This window comes from Citrobacter sp. XT1-2-2 (assembly GCF_023516235.1).
GTDB classification, from domain to species: Bacteria; Pseudomonadota; Gammaproteobacteria; order Enterobacterales; family Enterobacteriaceae; genus Citrobacter; species Citrobacter werkmanii.
The window spans coordinates 2,683,429-2,700,104 of sequence record NZ_CP097324.1; the positions used below are offsets into that span (position 1 = coordinate 2,683,429).

A 16,676-nucleotide genomic window follows, 5' to 3' on the forward strand; every position below is an offset into this window, starting at 1 on the left:
CTATTCTTGCTGTCTATCCCGTTTGTCTCCTGCGCCGTTATCGACCACACTTACCCTGCTTCGCTTGTTTTCGGCACAATGCCGACACAGAACATCGATCACAGGGCATAAAAATAATATCAGGTGGATAAGATGAACAAGATCGCTATCGTCGGTACGGGACCGACAGGAATCTATACGTTACTCGCGCTTCTCAAGCATCAAACCCCGCTTTCAATTAGCCTCTACGAACAATCGAATGAAGCTGGGGTAGGCATGCCCTATAGCGATGAGGAAAACTCGCGATTGATGCTGGCAAATATCGCCAGTATTGAAATACCTCCCATTACCTCTTCTTATCTCGACTGGTTACGTCAACAAAGCGTTGAACATTTAGCCCGTTATGGCGTGAAACACGCCTCGCTGCATGACCGACAATTTCTGCCGCGAATTCTGCTCGGTGAATATTTTCGTGACCAGTTTTTACGCCTTGTAGACCTTGCGGACAAACAGGGGTTTAACATCACCGTACACGAGTCCTGTCAGGTCAAGGATGTCAAAGCCACAACGGATGGCGTTGTTATTTGCAGCGATCATAACGACCCGGAGCACTTTGATCTTGCTGTCATCGCCACGGGTCACGTCTGGCCTGACGCACAAAGCGCATCACGCACCTTCTTCCCGAGTCCGTGGACCGGGCTTATGGAGGCAAAAATCCCGGCGTGTAATGTAGGAATTTTGGGTACGTCGCTGAGCGCTATTGATGCGGCTATGGCCGTCGTCGCACAACACGGCAGGTTTGTATTAGATGATGCGCAGGGTGTTCATTTCGAAAGAAATGAAGGCAGTCAGGATCTCAACATTCTCCTCATGTCCCGTTCTGGCATTCTACCGGAAGCCGATTTTTACTGCCCTCTCCCCTACGAACCACTCTCCATTGTGACTGCTGAGGCACTGGAACAGTGTATTGCAGATGGTTCTGCTGGGCTGCTGGACAGGATCTTTATGCTCATAGTCAAAGAAATTGAGCTGGCAGACCCTGTCTGGAGCAAAGAAGTCGCCCTCTCTTCCCTGAACGCCGACAGCTTTACGGATGTCTGGTTCGCTGCCCGTAAAAAGCACGATCCGTTTCACTGGGCCGCAGCCAATCTTGAAGAAGTCGAACGCAATAAACGTGAAAAACACACGGTTGCCTGGCGTTACGCTATTCTGCGACTGCATGAGGCCGTACAGGAAATTGTCCCGTGGCTGGATGAGAAAGACAGAGAGCGGTTTAACAATGGACTTGCTCGCGTCTTTATCGATAACTATGCAGCCATTCCTTCACAGTCGATCCGCAGATTACTGGCGCTGCGTGAGGCCGGGATCCTGAATATTCGCGCGCTCGGTCAGGATTATCAGTTAGAGCAAAAAGAGAAAATGACGGTGATACGCGCTCAGGGCGAAACCTATAAGTTTGACGTTTTTATCGATGCCAGAGGCCAGAAAGCGTTAAAAATTAAAGATCTGCCATTTCCATCGCTGCGGGATCAACTGCAATCCACGAGTGAGGAAATACCGGATGTCGGCGATGACTATACGTTACAGGCGCCTGATATCGTCCGGGGCCGCATTGCGCTCGCCGCACTTCCCTGGCTGATGCACGATCAACCGTTTGTGCAAGGGCTTACTGCCTGCGCAGAAATTGGCCAGTGCGTCGCGCGTGCCATTTCCCGGCCAGCCACGCGTCTTCGTCGACGCATACCCTATTACGAGGCGTGACACAATGTCTTCTTCCATCACTCTGCTTGCAGCCGGCAGTTTACGTCCGGCACTGACCCCGCTGATAACCCATTTCACGCACATAAGTGGAATAGATGTGAAAGTGGAATATGGTCCAGCCGGTTTACTGCGTGAGCAGATTGAGGCAGGCGAACCCTGTGCGCTGTTTGCTTCGGCCAGTCGGGAGCATCCGCAACGCCTTCTGGCTCAGCATAAAGCTCTCTCAACGCACACCTTTTGCTGGAACCAACTGGGTCTGGTTACCAACCGGACCGCTGAATGGCTGGATTTGCTGCGAAACCCTACCCTGCGAATTGGTACCTCTACGCCCGGCTGTGACCCTTCCGGGGATTATACCTGGGCATTTTTTGACAAGATGGATGCGCTGGAGAGGGGCCTTGGGCAGCAGCTTCGCGAAAGGGCCATTCCCCTGGTTGGTGGTCGAGACACCGTCAGGATCCCGCAGGGAGAACTGGCCAGCGCCTGGGTCCTGCGTCAGGGACTGGCCGATCTGTTTATCGGCTACGCGCATTATGCAAAAACGCTCCGCACACTACCCAACGTTCGTTATGTAGCGATTCCGGCTGAATATAACATTCAATGTGAATACCAGTTGGCGCTGCTGGAGGCATCCAAAGATGCGCTGGCGCTGGTTGAGTTTATGCTCGGCAACGGCGGTCAGGAATTTCTGATCGCCGCCGGTTTTATACCACTTACCGACGAATAGAAAACAGCGGCGCAATAAACGGCGTCTGGTAATGTTCAACGTTCACTTTTCGCAGCGGTAATCCATAGGCCTGGGACAGATTATCTTCCGTCACGATGCTGTCCGTCGGCCCTGCCCGCCATTTTCCTTCAGGAAGCAGCAGCAGCGTATGCGTGGCTATCTGTAGCGCATGCAGCGGATCGTGGGTTGAAAACAGCACGCTGCAGCCTTGTTGGCGAGCCAGATCGCTGATGAGCTGCAGCACCACCTGCTGATTAGCGAGATCCAGCGCGGAACATGGTTCATCAAGCAATAACGTCTGGCATTCCGTGACCAATGCCCTGGCTATCATCACTAACTGTTGTTGCCCGCCAGAGAGTGAACCAAACGAGCAGGCGCCAAGATGTGCGATATTAAGTTGCTCCAGCGCCTGCGCTGCCCTTTTTTGATCCTGCTGGCTGGGCTGCGCAAATAACTTCACGTGCTGTGCCCGCCCCATCAGTACCACATCGCTGACCGTATAGGGAAACGGCAGATGACAATGTTGCGCCACAATCCCAATTCCACCGGCATTCTCAATACTGCCGCCCAAAGCAGGCAGCGTGCCGGTTAGCGTATCGAGCAGCGTACTTTTACCCAGACCGTTACGTCCCAGCACCGCCCAGACCTCACCTTTCCGGCAACTGAACGTAAGCGGCTCAAATAGCGGTGCGCGATACCCGTAAGTCAGCCGATTCACGCGCAGTGCGACAGATTTCATTGTTTCCTCCGACGACTGTTGCGGATGAGTAAAAAAGCAAACAGCGGCGCGCCAAATAATGCAGTGATGATCCCCAGCGGGATCTCCGCAGACATCAGGGTGCGCGCAATATCATCTACCACAATCATAAAACCGCCCCCCAGCCAGAAGGCACAAGGGAGCAACCGACGATGATCGACACCCACCAGCAAACGTGCCAGATGCGGAATAACCAGACCGACCCAGGCAATACTGCCGCTTACCGCCACCTGAGCGGCGACTAAAAAAGCGCAGCACACCAGCACGCTGCGTCGCAGAGGAACCACCGCCACGCCCAGCGCTCTGGCATCTTTATCATTGAGCGATAGCAGATTTATCCGCCAGCGTAACTGATACAAAACCGTCGCGGCGATACCCACCGGAATCGCCAACAGCAGAACTTTATGCCAGTTGGCCGTCGCAAAACTCCCCAGCAGCCAGAACACAATGTTCGGTAACGTCTCTTCGGTATCCGCCTGATACTGAATCAGACTCACCAGTGCGGCAAAGAAACCGCTCAGAATGATACCCGACAGGATCAGCACCAGCGTATTCTCCAGCCCCTGCAATGTAGCGATGGCATACACCAGAATCAGCGCCGTCAGACCGAAGAAAAACGTTGAGCCCATCATCAGCCACGGCGACAGGCCGAGCAGAATAGCCAGCGTACCGCCAAAGGCAGCCCCCGACGTCACGCCGATAATATGCGGGTCGACCAGTGGATTATGAAATACCCCTTGCAGCGTCGCGCCGCATAAACCCAACGCGCCCCCTGCCAGCAACGCGATCAGAATACGTGGTAACCTGACCGTCCAGACAATCTGGCTGGCAATCCCTTCGGCGTCGCTATAGTGCGTCAGATGGTAAAATACCTCGCTTAACGACAGCGGATATTGTCCGAGGCACAGCGAGCTGACGCCCAGTAATAAGACCGCCGCCATTAGCAGCGGCTGCTGGGGTAAAATGCGGTTACTTAGCTGCATCAGACTGCCAGTTCACACGATAAAAACGCTGATAGTAGTCTTGCGCCTGCGCATCGACATCCACGTCTTTATAGGCGTCCGGATACAGTTTTTTGGCCATCCACAGTTCACCTATCGCCAAGGCTTCCGGCATCGGATACCCCCAGGCTTTGGCGTATTCCGGCATCAGCCAGATGCGATGATTTTTCACCGCATCAATCCCCTGCCAGTTGGGATCGTTTTGGATCTCAGTCACCACCTGCGGGTAACGGTCCTGAACAAAAATTACCTGCGGATTCCACGCTAATACCTGCTCAAGCGCGACCTGACGGGCGCCTTTCACACTGGCCGCCGCCACGTTTAATCCCCCCGCATGCTGCATCATCAGTCCCGTATACTTCCCGGAGCCGTAAGTCATCAGGTCGGGGTTAGCCATATAAATACGCACCTTTTTCGCATCAGGAATGTTGGCAACTGGCGCGTTGAACTTTGCCCGCGCCGCAAAAACGTAATCGATCAACGTTTCTGCCTGCGCTTTGCGCCCCACAACATCCGCAATCAGGCGAATCCCCTGTTTTAACCCTTCGTTGTAAACCTGCTCTTCATCGGCCATAGTCGGATTCATTTTATTCTGCTGACCATCAGCATCCTGACGCAATGAGATAGCGACCACCGGAATACCGGCGTTCTGAATCTGCTGAATCATCTCCGCAGGCGCATAGTTGGCAACAAAGACGACCTGTGGGTGAATCGCCAGCAGGCTCTCGATATTCACGCTGGTGAGATCGCCCGGCGTCGGCAATGTCGTTATCTTCGGCATAAAACGCGCGAATTCAGGTCCGAGCTGTTTTTTCCAGCTCGACATTACACCAACAATGTCTTGCTGGGCGTTGAGTTGCACCAGAATATTCAGCGTCTGGTGTTGCAGCACAACCACTTTGTCGACATGGTCTGGAATCGTGATCTGACGACCAAGCTGATCGGTAATCGTACGCTCGGCCTGCGCGGAGAACGCCACCAGGAAGCTGGCGCAAACCAGCACAAAAGAACGGAGAGTTAACATGGGGTACCATCTGGATGAGGAATAAAAACGATATATATTAAATTATATAACGATATAACTGGCAACCCATTAGCGATAATTACCGCGCTACACACGAGGAAGATCAATTTTTGTGGGCAAAAATAAAGCCGACGGCAATGACCACCGTCGGCTTTGGTTGATACTGAGTGGCTAAACTATTTCGTCGCAGCTTTAATGATATCGAGCGCTTTCGCAAACTGATCCTGCGGAATTGTCAGCGGGTAAAGGAAACGAATAACGTTGCCGTACTGACCACAGGTTAACAGCAGCAATCCCTGCTCAAGGGCTTTCTTCTGCACGCGTTGCGCGACGGCAGCGCTGGGCTCCCCCGTCGCTGCATCGCAAAATTCAGCAGCAACCATTGAGCCTAAGCCGCGCACTTCGGCCAGCTCAGGGCACCATCCTTGCGCGTCAGTCAGGGTGGCGCGCAGTTGTTCGCCGAGAGCCGCTGCTCGTTGGCACAACTGCTCATCACGAATAATATCCAGTACCGCATGCGCCGCCGCAATCGACAACGGGTTGCCGGCATAGGTACCACCCAGACCACCCGGCGCAGGCGCATCCATAATTTCTGCCTTGCCTACCACGCCAGACAGCGGCATCCCACCCGCAAGGCTTTTTGCCATCGTCATCAGGTCCGCTTTGTCGGCGTAGTGATCCATCGCAAACAGTTTCCCCGTACGCGCAAAACCGCTTTGCACCTCATCGGCAATCATCACGATGCCATGCTCATCACAGATACGGCGGATCCCGGCAACAAACTCCGACGGCGCCACCACGAAACCGCCTTCGCCCTGGACCGGTTCGAAGATAATCGCCGCAACCTGAGTTGGATCGATGTCGGCTTTAAACAGGCGTTCAATCGCTTTTAGCGAATCCGCCGTGGAGACACCCTGCAACTCAGAAGGATATGGCGCATGGTAAACGGAACCCGGGAACGGGCCGAACCCTTTTTTATAGGGCGCTACTTTGCCGGTCAGCGCCATCGTCATGTAAGTACGTCCATGAAAACCGCCGCCAAAAGCGATAACACCGGGACGACCGGTATGCGCGCGGGCGATTTTCACCGCATTTTCCACGGCTTCTGCGCCAGTAGTGAAGAATGTGGTTTTGCGTTTACCGTCAATCGGCGCAACGGCGTTGATTTTCTCAGCCAGAGACACATAGCTTTCGTACGGTACAATCTGATAAGCAGTGTGGGTAAAAGCCTGCAGTTGGGCTTCGACTGCCTGCACCAGACGAGGATGACGGTGCCCGGTGTTCAGCACGGCAATCCCGGCGGCAAAATCAATATACTGATTGCCCTCAATATCGGTAATCGTGCTGTTTTCTGCCGACTGGGCGTAAAAATCACACATGACACCCACGCCACGCGGGGTGGCATCCAGACGACGTTGTTGCAGGTTTTTATTGTTCATTCTCTACACCTTGTCCATAAATACATTTCAGTTGAATTACCCTTTAAATTTAGACGCCATCTGGTACTTTAATCGAGAGCCAAATCGTTTTATTTTAAGGATCCAAATGCGTTCACTTGCCGGAGATGTGATCAAGCAAGCATTTAGCCAGCAGACAGATGAAAAATTACATCGTCGCCTGTATGCCGCCATCTGTAGTTGCATCCTTGAGGGCAGCCTGAAACCGGCTACCCGCATGCCTCCCTCGCGGGATCTGGCGGGCGAACTGACATTATCGCGAAACACCGTCTTGCGGGTATACGAGCAGTTGCAGGCCGAAGGCTATATCTCTGCACGCACCAGCAGCGGCACCTTCGTTAGCGACAGCGTGCTCGACAATCTCGACCTCCGCCCCAACAAAGAGCCAGTGGCTGTTGCGCTTGAAGATCACACCCGCTTATCTGCCCGCTGCCTTGAACTGCTGGGGCATGCCAGCGCCAGTCCCCGACAATGGGGAGCCTTTATTCCTGGCGTGCCTGATGTTCAGTATTTTCCTCACCGGGTGCTCAAAAAAATCCAGGATCGGCTGGCAAGGCGACTGCGCCCGGCGTTTCTCACTTACGATGCCGCAGGCGGGGTGAGTGAATTGAAAGAAGCGCTGGCAGACTATTTGCGCACCGCCCGGGGTGTACGTTGTTCGCCTGATCAAATTCTAATTACTGAAGGTATTCACCAGGCGTTGGATCTGGTTACGCGTGCGTTGTGCAATCCGGGTGACAGTGCCTGGATTGAAGAGCCAGGCTATTGGGGGATAAAAAACATTCTACGCATCAACGCGGTTAACTTTTCGGCAATCCCGGTTGATGAGCAAGGTATGATTCCGCCAGGCCCAACAGAACCCGCACCGAAGCTGATTTTTGTGACACCGTCACATCAGTATCCGCTCGGTTCGGTAATGAGTCTGAGCCGTCGGCAACAGCTTCTCTTGCGCGCCCGTGAAACGCGAAGCTGGATAATAGAAGATGATTACGATAGCGAGTTTCGCTTTTCCGGGCAGCCTATTCCGTCATTACAGGGACTGGAGGAAGAGACGCCAGTTATCTACATCGGAACATTCAGCAAGACCCTTTATCCCGCACTGCGACTCGGGTATGTGGTACTGCCCAAACCGCTAGCCGCGCCGCTAAAAAAGGTTCATAACGACCTCTATCGCGGCGGACATTTGTTGATTCAGGCCGCGCTGGCGGAGTTTATCCGCGAGGGATACTACGCGGCGCATATTCGAAAAATGCGCCAGCTGTACAGTCGTCGTCGCCAGATGCTGGTGGAACTTATTACCCGCCAACTTGGTGAGCAATATCTTGGCTCCTTCAGCAGCAACGCCGGGCTGCATATGATTTTACAGCTACCCGCCGGAAGTGATGACGTCGCCATAGCCCGGCAAGCGAATGCGCAAGATCTGCTGGTGCGTCCGCTGTCTCGTTACTACGTGAATGAAGAGAAATGCAGCGGCCTGCTGTTGGGGTTTGCCAGTATTGAAGAACATGAAATGGCGGCGGCGTTTACCCGACTCGCGACGATTATCAGGGAAAACGCCGTATAAGCACTGCCGGATAGCGGTGCTCGCACCTTATCCGGCATGCTGTTTAATGTGACGCTTTTTTAACGCCAGCCAGATCCTCCTGGCTTACTTCACCATTACCTTCCCCCCAACTTTTACGCACGTAGTTAATTACGTCACGCATTTCGCTGTCGGTTAACATGCCGCCGTAGGCTGGCATCTTAAAGGAGACGCTGCCCCGCGTTGTCGGGGTTTCTGCGCCATAGGCAATCACTCTGTACAGCGGCGTCGGGTCATCCACCATCACCAGCGGATTGCGGATCAACGAAGGTGCATTATCATCCGTACCTTTGCCTTCCAGACCGTGACACGTTGAGCAGTAGCGGTTATAGGTCACTTTGCCCGCCTCGGCTGAATTCGACCAGGATGTCGTAGTCGCTGCGGTACGCCCCGCTTCAGGCTTCGTACTTTTCAGGCTCAGCAGATATTGTGCGATCGCCGTGGCATCTTCGTCCGTCAGATACTGTGTACTTTGCGTAACGACTTCAGCCATCGAACCAGAAACCGCGGCATGTTTACTTTTACCGGTCAGCAACAGCGATTTTAACTCCGACTCCGACATTCCGGTGCCCCGCAGCGACGGCGCATACCAGCCGTCGATCATCGCGCCGCTCAGATACTCGGGATCCGCATTGGTGTACGCTTTTTCGTTCATCGCCACACCTCTCGGTGTATGGCATGAACCGCAGTGGCCCGGGCCTTCCACCAGATAAGCGCCTCGTTTTAGCAGGACCGCGTTTTCATCCGTTTTCGCGCCCGTAACAGCCGTCTCTGGCGCGTCGGTAAACAACCAGTTCCAGATATGCAGCGGCCAGCGGGCGGAGAGTAGCCACGGAATGGCATTCTCTTTATTGGGTTGTGCCGACGGCGTGACGTCATGCATAAAATAGCGGTACAGCGCCTGAACATCCTCGTCAGAAAGCTTCGCGTAAGAGGGATAAGGCATGGCCGGATAGAGCGGATGACCATCTTTGGCAATCCCCTGACGGACCGCCTTTTCAAAATCCTCGTATGCGTAGCTACCAATCCCCTGCGTCTTATCTGGCGTAATATTGGTCGAATAAATATCTCCAAGCGGAGTGGGAAACTTTTTACCCCCTGCCATCGCCGCGCCACCTTCCGTCGTGTGACAGGCTACGCAGTCAGAAATCCTCGCGATGTATTCGCCATGCGTTTCAGCCGCAGAAACCGTGGCGGTAAATAAACAGGCAGCAAGAACGGTTACATTACGCATAGATCACCCCATCTCCTTGAGTTCATTAACCGCTCGCCATGCCTGATCGATCGCCGTATGAGCATAAGCCCCCCAGTCAGAATCGGAGTTAGCAATGGCAATACGACCAACTGGCTTGCGCGCCCGCTCGATAATCTCGGGCATTTTGTCCATGTCGTCGAACAACGAGTTAGGGTAATAGGCATAGCCATGCGCCCAGCGGTTAACCGTAATGGCGGCAATATCGCGTTGATTATCAAAGCCTGTTGCGCCAAACATCTCCTGCAACTGGGCGCGAATCATCTCTTCATGCGCCGCAAATGTCGTCCCCAGCAGATAGGCCCTCCCCAGACGGAACTGCTCTCTGGCCGAGAGGTTACTGCCAGGATACGTGGGGACGTAGACCATATGAATCACCATCGGATCGTCTGGTGAGGCTGGGTGTTGATACCCGCCAATGCTGACCGGATAGTCGAGCTTAACCCGGCTGTAAGGTGCTGCCGGAGAGTAAAATTCATGCACGCCAAGCTGTTTAAATGCCTGCCAGTTTTTAACCACCACGTTGGTGTATACCAGCGGCGCTTTCACGTTCAGTTTGAGATCCGCCTGCTGCTGTTCCGGCATCTCTGGCACCAGATACGGAATCAGCATGTTATAACCCGCCATAATAGTGTTCTTACCACGAACGCGATGCATTTTTCCGTCGCGCAGATAGCTGACAACAACGCCATCCGGTACGTTGGCGGCGTTAATCACCGTGCTGTTCAGGCGCAGACGCGTGGTGTTTTCCGGCAGATCCAGTTTTTCATAATGCAGTCTGGCGAGGACCGAGTCCTCCATGGTGGTGCCCGGTAGCGCATCCGGTAGCATATACCTGACCAGCAGTCGGGCCAGACCGGCATTTCCATCCGGAAAATGGTAAACATACGGCTCTTCGAGGTCGGCCAGCGACTCTCCGTCCAGCGGGGGTAATCCCAGCGCTTCCATACCCGGTAAGGCGCACGCCCGGGCATCGCTACAGGAAATCCCTTCAATGCCAATGGCAAAGAAGTCGTTAGAACGCTGCTGAAAATAGAGCAGCGCCATTTTGCTCAAACCGACTTTTGTCGCCAGAAACTCACTGTAGCTGTGAGTATCCAGCCATGCAGTTTTCTCATCAATCGTCATACCCGGAAGGTAGTCCGCAGGACGTACATGCAGATCGATTAACGCTTTTCTGTCGTTCTCGCTTAACGGAAAATCATTGATAAAGTCTTCGATCTTGCGTCCATTCAGTCTGTCCGGCGGAATATCATCAGATACCGCCCGTCCCGGATCGCCGCTGACGATTTTTGTTTCGCCAAAATTCTTTTTATCGAAGAAAACGCCGCGACTGAGCTGCCAGTCGGGATAGAAGTTTACGTCAAAACTCTCTTTCAACCGCATGACGCTGACGCCCACGGTTTCCATCAGCTTTTGCACTTCGGGACTGAAATTATGCGCCGGCGACTGGAATGCTTCGCTGCCGCCATAGCCGAGTAGTTTCTTGCCCGAGGTGGTAAACTCATTCCGTTTGGCATGTCCTCCAAAATCGTCATGATTATCGAGGATCAAAATCCGGCTATTTTGTCCGGCAAGTTGACGCCAGAAACAACCGGCAGCCAGGCCGCTAATACCGCCGCCCACAATCACCAGATCGTACTCTTCCTCAATAGGCAAGGCGTTTAAATCAAAATGTTTATGCTCACGGCCCACGGCATGCGCCATTTCAAACGATCCAGGATGATTGCCCCGCAGCCCCGTCAGCGCAGGCGGATAATAACTTCCATCTATAAATGCGTTTTCCTTCCCTGCCGCCCTGACCCATTCCAGCGGGGTAAGCCCCGCCGCAACGGTCACCGCGACGCCGTTGAGAAAATCACGTCTGGTAATTGCCATTAACTTTTTCCTTATTGCTACACTGCCCTTAACACGACACAAATAAGAGGCATCCCCTTCTCAGCAAAAAGGGGATCGCCATCTATTTCACTGGCTTTAATTCTTCATCCAGTTTCTTAGAATCATAATAATCACCCTGCCAGGTGATTTTTCCTGCTTTAACATGAATATAGCTAACACCTTCAAATCTTATCAGATTATTTGTCGGTGGGCTCCCTGCCCATTCACCACTATTTTTTCCTGAGAACTGCCAACGAAAAGCCACGGTATCCTCGTCATAAACGGGTTTACCGATCATTTTCCAGGTCAGATCCGGGACCGCCTTAATAAAGGCCCCAATAACTTCTTTTTCTGCTTTTTCCCGGCCGGTAATCGGTTCTCCCGCGGCGGCATCATAATAGACTGCATCATCTGCAAGATATTGAGCCGCTCGCGAAGCATCATGCGCATTCCACGCCGCCATATACTCGTTCACGGTATTCAGCGAGGTACTTTCTGCCAGGCTATAGCCCGAGAGCATCACCAATGAAAGCACCGCCACTTTTAATGTTTTCATCACTACCCTCTCTATTCAGAAATGTCGCACATGATATGTTTCACCCGTGTGTATTCCTCGAGTGAATAAGATGAGAGATCTTTGCCATAACCTGATTTTTTGAAGCCGCCATGCGGCATTTCGGCGCACAGGGGAATATGGCTGTTAATCCATACCGTGCCAAAATCGAGGTCAATGCAAAAGCGCTGCGCGCGGCTGTGATTGCTGGTCCAGACACTCGCCGCCAGACCATATTCCACATCATTGGCCTTAAGTAATGCATCTTCATCGCCAGAAAACGACTGAATAGTCATTACTGGACCAAATACTTCATGCTGGATAGCTTCATCGTGCTGTTGCAGACCAGAGACGATCGTCGGCTCAAAATAGAAGCCAGGGCCAGATCCGGCGCGCCCGCCGGTCTCAATTTTTGCATGCGCCGGTAAACGCTCAATAAAGCCTTTCACTTGTTCCAGTTGATTCCGGCTATTCAATGCACCATACAGCGCATCCTGGTCTTCTGGCGGCCCAAATTTAATACTCTTTGTTTTTTGTACCAGTTTTTCCAGGAATTCAGCGTAGATGGACTGTTCGACCAGAATACGCGTGGCCGCCGTGCAGTCCTGCCCGGCATTGAAAAAGCCAGCCGTGACAATCGCCGCAATCGCCTTGTCCATATCCGCATCAGCAAATACCACCGCGGGCGCCTTCCCGCCCAATTCCAGATGCGCCCGGGTCAGGTTCGCCGCTGCCGAGGCCGCAACCTGCAGACCTGCACGGACCGAACCGGTAATCGAAACCAGTGAGGCTTTCGGGTTTGAGACCACCAGAGAACCGGTACTGGCTTTGCCTAAAACCACGTTAAACGCCCCTCTCGGGAACAAGGGTGCCGCCAGTTCCGCCAACAGCAGCGTACTGACCGGCGTGGTGTCGCTTGGCTTTAACACTACCGTGTTACCCGCCGCCAGTGCCGGCGCAATCTTCCATACCGCCATCATAAACGGGTAATTCCACGGCGTAACTTGCCCGACAATACCCAGCGGTTCCCGGCGAATAGTCGAGGTAAATCCAGCGGAATATTCGCCTGCTGCCTTGCCTTCAAGACAACGCGCAGCCCCGGCAAAAAAACGGATGGCATCGCAGGATGCCGCGATCTCTTCCTTCTCAATAAAATGGCGAAGCTGGCCCGTCTCCTGGCTCTGGGCATTGACCAGTCGCTCCACGTTGCGTTCTATTTCGTCCGCCAGGCGCAATAACGCTATTTGTCGCTGGGCCGGTGTCGATTTTCTCCAGATGCTAAACGCCGCTTCAGCAGCAGAGTAAGCCTGCTCCACCTCTGCCGCGCTGGCATTAGGAGATAATGCGTACGTTTCACCGTCGACCGGACTCACCAGTTCGAAGGTCTCTTCGCTGCCGCCTGCTACATATTGCCCATTAATAAAATGCTTCAGGGTTTTCATGTCTGTCTCCACCCGTTAATACATAAAGAATCTTATGTAATATATATATTGTAAAAACTTTTCAAATACGCAACATTGACACTATGATAAGCCTCTCATTTTTAACTTGTTCTTTACATTATTCAGAGAAAGGCTTGTCATTGTTAGCTGACGCGGCGCGCGCAGCTCCAATGGTTATTGGGACACACATCCGTCTGTGCGGCAGCTTTTGCGCATGGGCATGTAAAATAACGCGGCCATTCTTACCTTCCTTGCCCAGCAGGCATGTGTTAGAAAGGGTCGTTGTTTCAGGGAATTGAGTGCAGAAAAGATTATGATTACTCACGCGGTCATATTTGCGCCTATCGGGCAGGTCAGTCGTTCAGACCAGATAGTGCAACGCCTTTCAAATGCCATTATCACGGGATTGTTGGAGCCGAAAGAACAGCTTCCCAACGAAACTGATTTGGCAAAGATGATGGGTGTCTCACATATCACTATCAGAGAAGCGCTAAACACGCTTCGGGCTAATAATCTTATCCATACTGTTCGTGGCCGTAATGGTGGCAGCTTCGTTTGCGAAAATATCGATGGCAAAAATAGCCCCCTGCATCCGTTCAAAGCGATCAGTACCGATTATCTTTCGGATCTGGGGGAAATGCATTGCGCCATCATTAGCCATAGCGCAAGACTTGCTTCCAGACGAATGACCGGCGCGGATATCGCCAAATTTCGCGAGTTTGTTGAGGTGCTCAGACAGGCAAAATCACCTGAGCTGATGACCCAGGCCGATATGCGATGCCTGCTGGCGATAGCCGCCAGTTCACATTCGGCACGGCTGGCGAACCAGGAGCTTCAGGTGCAAGCTGAATGGGCATCGCTGGTGGCGATCCTCTATCGCACGGACAGCATTCATGCCGAAATTATCGCGCTTTATTCAGCGCTGGCCGATGCGCTGGCCGCCCACAACGAGGCGGAATCAGTACAGCTTGCCACGCGGATCATCGACACCTTTACCTATTACCTTATCGAAAAAAAGCTGAAATATAACTCGAACTGACAATCCGTGAAGGCAGGACAGACAATGAGCTCTTCGACATCTTTAAGCGCATTAATCCGTAAAATTGATGATATTACTGTCTCTACGGTAGATTCTACCGTGGCGCTGGCGAGGAGCATCCATGAGGCGATTGCCGGGATACAGAAAGCTTCGGCCGAGGTTGTCCTCGATCCCTCTGTGCGATCCACCGTTCAACAGCATATTAAGCGTACGCTCAATGACAACCATTACTGCTCTGGAGCCGGATTTGCCAGCCATATAGAGAGCACCGCCACCACCAAAGAGTATTGGCTTTTGGAGTGGTGGTATAAGAAAGATAATGGTTTGAGCCAGGCGCACCTCGATTTGGATCAGGCCACGCAGCAACGACTGGATTTCAGAACCTTCGAGTGGTTTAAACATTCGCCACCGGCAGGCAAAGCTTATATCCACGGCCCGTACGTCGATTATATCTGCAATATCTCCTATACCCTGACTTCGGCAGTGCCGGTCTACTACAACGATCAGTTTCTTGGCGTCGCCGCCGTCGATCTGCTGGTCAGCCAAATCGAAGCCGAACTGCTCTCCTGCGCTCATCCTGACTATGTCATACTGACCAATCTGGAAAACAGGATTATCTTCTCCAGCTGGCCGCGCTTTCGCGTGGGTGAGTTACTGTCGCCCGCCAACAGCACCGTGGTATATCAGAGCGACTACTTTATCCTTTATCACTATCAAAACTAAGGGCCCGAAGGCCCTTGTTTTAGTTGTCCTGCCCCATATTGAGCTTATTGGCGTAAGCAATGGCGTCGTTTTCCGGCGCCGCAGAGCGCCCAAACGGTCGGGTCAGGAACATATAGATAAGCCCCGATCCAACGACAATCGCCAGGCCGAACAGCACTGTCCAACGATCAATGAAATCGCTGCTGTCTGCTGGTTGGGCCAGCAACCAGATCCCGCATAATCCATAGGCTAAGGCCAGTACGTTTACAATCACGCCCCAACCGCCAATGGTCCACTCCCCCGCCGGTTTCCAGCCCTTCAGGCGCTGACGTAACGCAGCAAGTACGACCATCTGGAACGAGATATAAATACCGATTACGGCAAACGCGGTAATACGCGACAGGTTGTCTGGCTGGAAATAGACCCAAACGCAGATGATCACCGGCAGCAAGCAACTGACGACCATCGCATTATCCGGAACGCCGTTTTTCGAGATTTTGGACATCCATTCACTTCCCGGCAGCATTCTGTCGCGAGAGAAAGAAAAAATAAGACGGCTTAACGCAGCCTGTAGAGACAAAATGCACGACAACATCGCCACAATCGCGACGATGATAAAGATAGTTGCGCCGGTTTCTCCCAGGGCTTCATTGAGAATGGCGGGGATTGGATCGGACGTTTTACCATTCACGATACTGACCAGATTCGGTGAAGCCAGCAGATAACCCATCACGGAAATGATGGCGGAAATCGCGCCAAATACGATGCTTAAAATCATCGCGACCGGGATCTTTTTGCTCGGGTTTTGCACCTCTTCCGCTACGTTACCGCAGGCTTCAAAGCCAAAGAACATAAACAGCCCCATTAGCGCGGCGGACATAAACGCGGTGGAGTAGCTTCCGTCCTGAGCAAGCACGCCCATCGAGTCGAAGATGACGGAGAAAGGCTGAGAACGGTGAAAGATCAGCAGGTAAATTCCCAGCGCAATCACGCTGACAATTTCACACCAGAAGCCAATTTTGGCGACTCTGGCCAGGTTTTTGGTCCCGGACATGTTAACAGCCATCATCAACAGCAGTAGCAGGACAGACGTCAGCAACATGGTGGCAGGCGTTTGACCATAGTGGAACAGCGACTCAACAAACGTCGAGGTATATTCCGCAATTGACGTAATGGTGACCACCAGCGCCCACAGGTAAATCCAGGCGGCAATCCAGGCATATTTCTTGCCCCATAATCTTCTCGCCCAGGGATACAGTCCACCGGTTATCGGATACTGGGAAGCGACCTCGCCAAATACCAACGCCACTAAAAGCTGGCCACATGCGACGATTAAAATCCACCATACTGCGGGCGGCCCCGCCAGCGTTACGGCCAGCGCAAACAGCGAATAGACGGCAGTGAGCGGCGAGAGGTAGGTAAACCCCAACGCGAAATTAGAAATTAAACCGATTGAGCGATTGAACTGTTCTTTGCCATCTTTCTGAAAATTATCGTTTTTCTTATCAGGTGTCTGTTCCAT

General features: G+C 52.8%; 14 protein-coding genes. 5 read left to right on the forward strand and 9 right to left on the reverse strand.

Going from position 1 to position 16,676, the window contains the following annotated elements:
• The first annotated feature begins 132 nt into the window (after positions 1-132).
• Positions 133-1,740, forward strand: coding sequence for an FAD-NAD(P)-binding protein (locus M4I31_RS12775; RefSeq protein ID WP_085049418.1), 1,608 nt, complete (start codon positions 133-135; stop codon positions 1,738-1,740).
• 4 nt (positions 1,741-1,744) lie between these two features.
• On the forward strand, positions 1,745-2,467 hold the full coding sequence (locus M4I31_RS12780) for a substrate-binding domain-containing protein (RefSeq protein WP_085049419.1): 723 nt from the start codon (positions 1,745-1,747) through the stop codon (positions 2,465-2,467).
• Here M4I31_RS12780 and M4I31_RS12785 read toward each other — a convergent pair.
• The 4 genes from M4I31_RS12785 to puuE form a co-directional block, all read right to left on the reverse strand.
• The gene (locus tag M4I31_RS12785; protein ID WP_085049420.1) at positions 2,454-3,206 is read right to left on the reverse strand and encodes an ABC transporter ATP-binding protein; all 753 of its coding nucleotides are present in this window, start codon (positions 3,204-3,206) and stop codon (positions 2,454-2,456) included. The genes M4I31_RS12780 and M4I31_RS12785 overlap by 14 nt on opposite strands.
• Complete coding sequence (locus M4I31_RS12790) at positions 3,203-4,207, reverse strand: iron ABC transporter permease (protein WP_085049421.1); 1,005 nt, start codon at positions 4,205-4,207, stop codon at positions 3,203-3,205. The genes M4I31_RS12785 and M4I31_RS12790 overlap by 4 nt, the downstream gene beginning before the upstream one ends.
• Entirely contained in the window at positions 4,194-5,249 is a 1,056-nt protein-coding gene (locus tag M4I31_RS12795) for an ABC transporter substrate-binding protein (RefSeq protein ID WP_085049422.1), read from the reverse strand. The genes M4I31_RS12790 and M4I31_RS12795 overlap by 14 nt, the downstream gene beginning before the upstream one ends.
• Positions 5,250-5,425: 176 nt before the next feature.
• Positions 5,426-6,688, reverse strand: coding sequence for a 4-aminobutyrate transaminase (gene puuE, locus M4I31_RS12800; RefSeq protein ID WP_038640330.1), 1,263 nt, complete (start codon positions 6,686-6,688; stop codon positions 5,426-5,428).
• Positions 6,689-6,794: 106 nt separating this feature from the next.
• Here puuE and M4I31_RS12805 point away from each other — a divergent pair, with 106 nt between their 5' ends.
• Positions 6,795-8,270, forward strand: a complete 1,476-nt coding sequence (locus M4I31_RS12805) for a PLP-dependent aminotransferase family protein (RefSeq protein ID WP_085049423.1) — start codon at positions 6,795-6,797, stop codon at positions 8,268-8,270.
• 43 nt (positions 8,271-8,313) lie between these two features.
• Here M4I31_RS12805 and M4I31_RS12810 read toward each other — a convergent pair whose 3' ends face one another.
• From M4I31_RS12810 to M4I31_RS12825, 4 genes are all read right to left on the reverse strand, one after another.
• Positions 8,314-9,522 (reverse strand): cytochrome c, encoded by a 1,209-nt coding sequence (locus M4I31_RS12810; RefSeq protein WP_085049424.1) that lies wholly within the window; start codon positions 9,520-9,522, stop codon positions 8,314-8,316.
• Positions 9,523-9,525: 3 nt separating this feature from the next.
• Positions 9,526-11,418, reverse strand: coding sequence for an FAD/NAD(P)-binding protein (locus M4I31_RS12815; protein WP_085049425.1), 1,893 nt, complete (start codon positions 11,416-11,418; stop codon positions 9,526-9,528).
• An 82-nt stretch (positions 11,419-11,500) separates the two neighbouring features.
• On the reverse strand, positions 11,501-11,974 hold the full coding sequence (locus M4I31_RS12820) for an ester cyclase (protein ID WP_038640326.1): 474 nt from the start codon (positions 11,972-11,974) through the stop codon (positions 11,501-11,503).
• Positions 11,975-11,985: 11 nt separating this feature from the next.
• Positions 11,986-13,413: a gamma-aminobutyraldehyde dehydrogenase gene (locus tag M4I31_RS12825; RefSeq protein ID WP_085049426.1), complete on the reverse strand. Its 1,428-nt coding sequence runs from the start codon at positions 13,411-13,413 to the stop codon at positions 11,986-11,988.
• A gap of 313 nt (positions 13,414-13,726) precedes the next feature.
• Between M4I31_RS12825 and M4I31_RS12830 the strand changes: the two genes are divergently transcribed.
• Together M4I31_RS12830 and M4I31_RS12835 are read left to right on the forward strand one after the other, a co-directional pair.
• A complete protein-coding gene (locus M4I31_RS12830; RefSeq protein ID WP_038640319.1) occupies positions 13,727-14,452 on the forward strand; it encodes a FadR/GntR family transcriptional regulator in 726 nt (241 codons plus the stop codon).
• A gap of 24 nt (positions 14,453-14,476) precedes the next feature.
• On the forward strand, positions 14,477-15,175 hold the full coding sequence (locus M4I31_RS12835) for a cache domain-containing protein (RefSeq protein WP_038640317.1): 699 nt from the start codon (positions 14,477-14,479) through the stop codon (positions 15,173-15,175).
• Between the two features lie 19 nt (positions 15,176-15,194).
• Here the strand turns inward: M4I31_RS12835 and M4I31_RS12840 are convergent, their stop codons facing one another.
• A complete protein-coding gene (locus M4I31_RS12840) occupies positions 15,195-16,676 on the reverse strand; it encodes an APC family permease (protein ID WP_042308718.1) in 1,482 nt (493 codons plus the stop codon).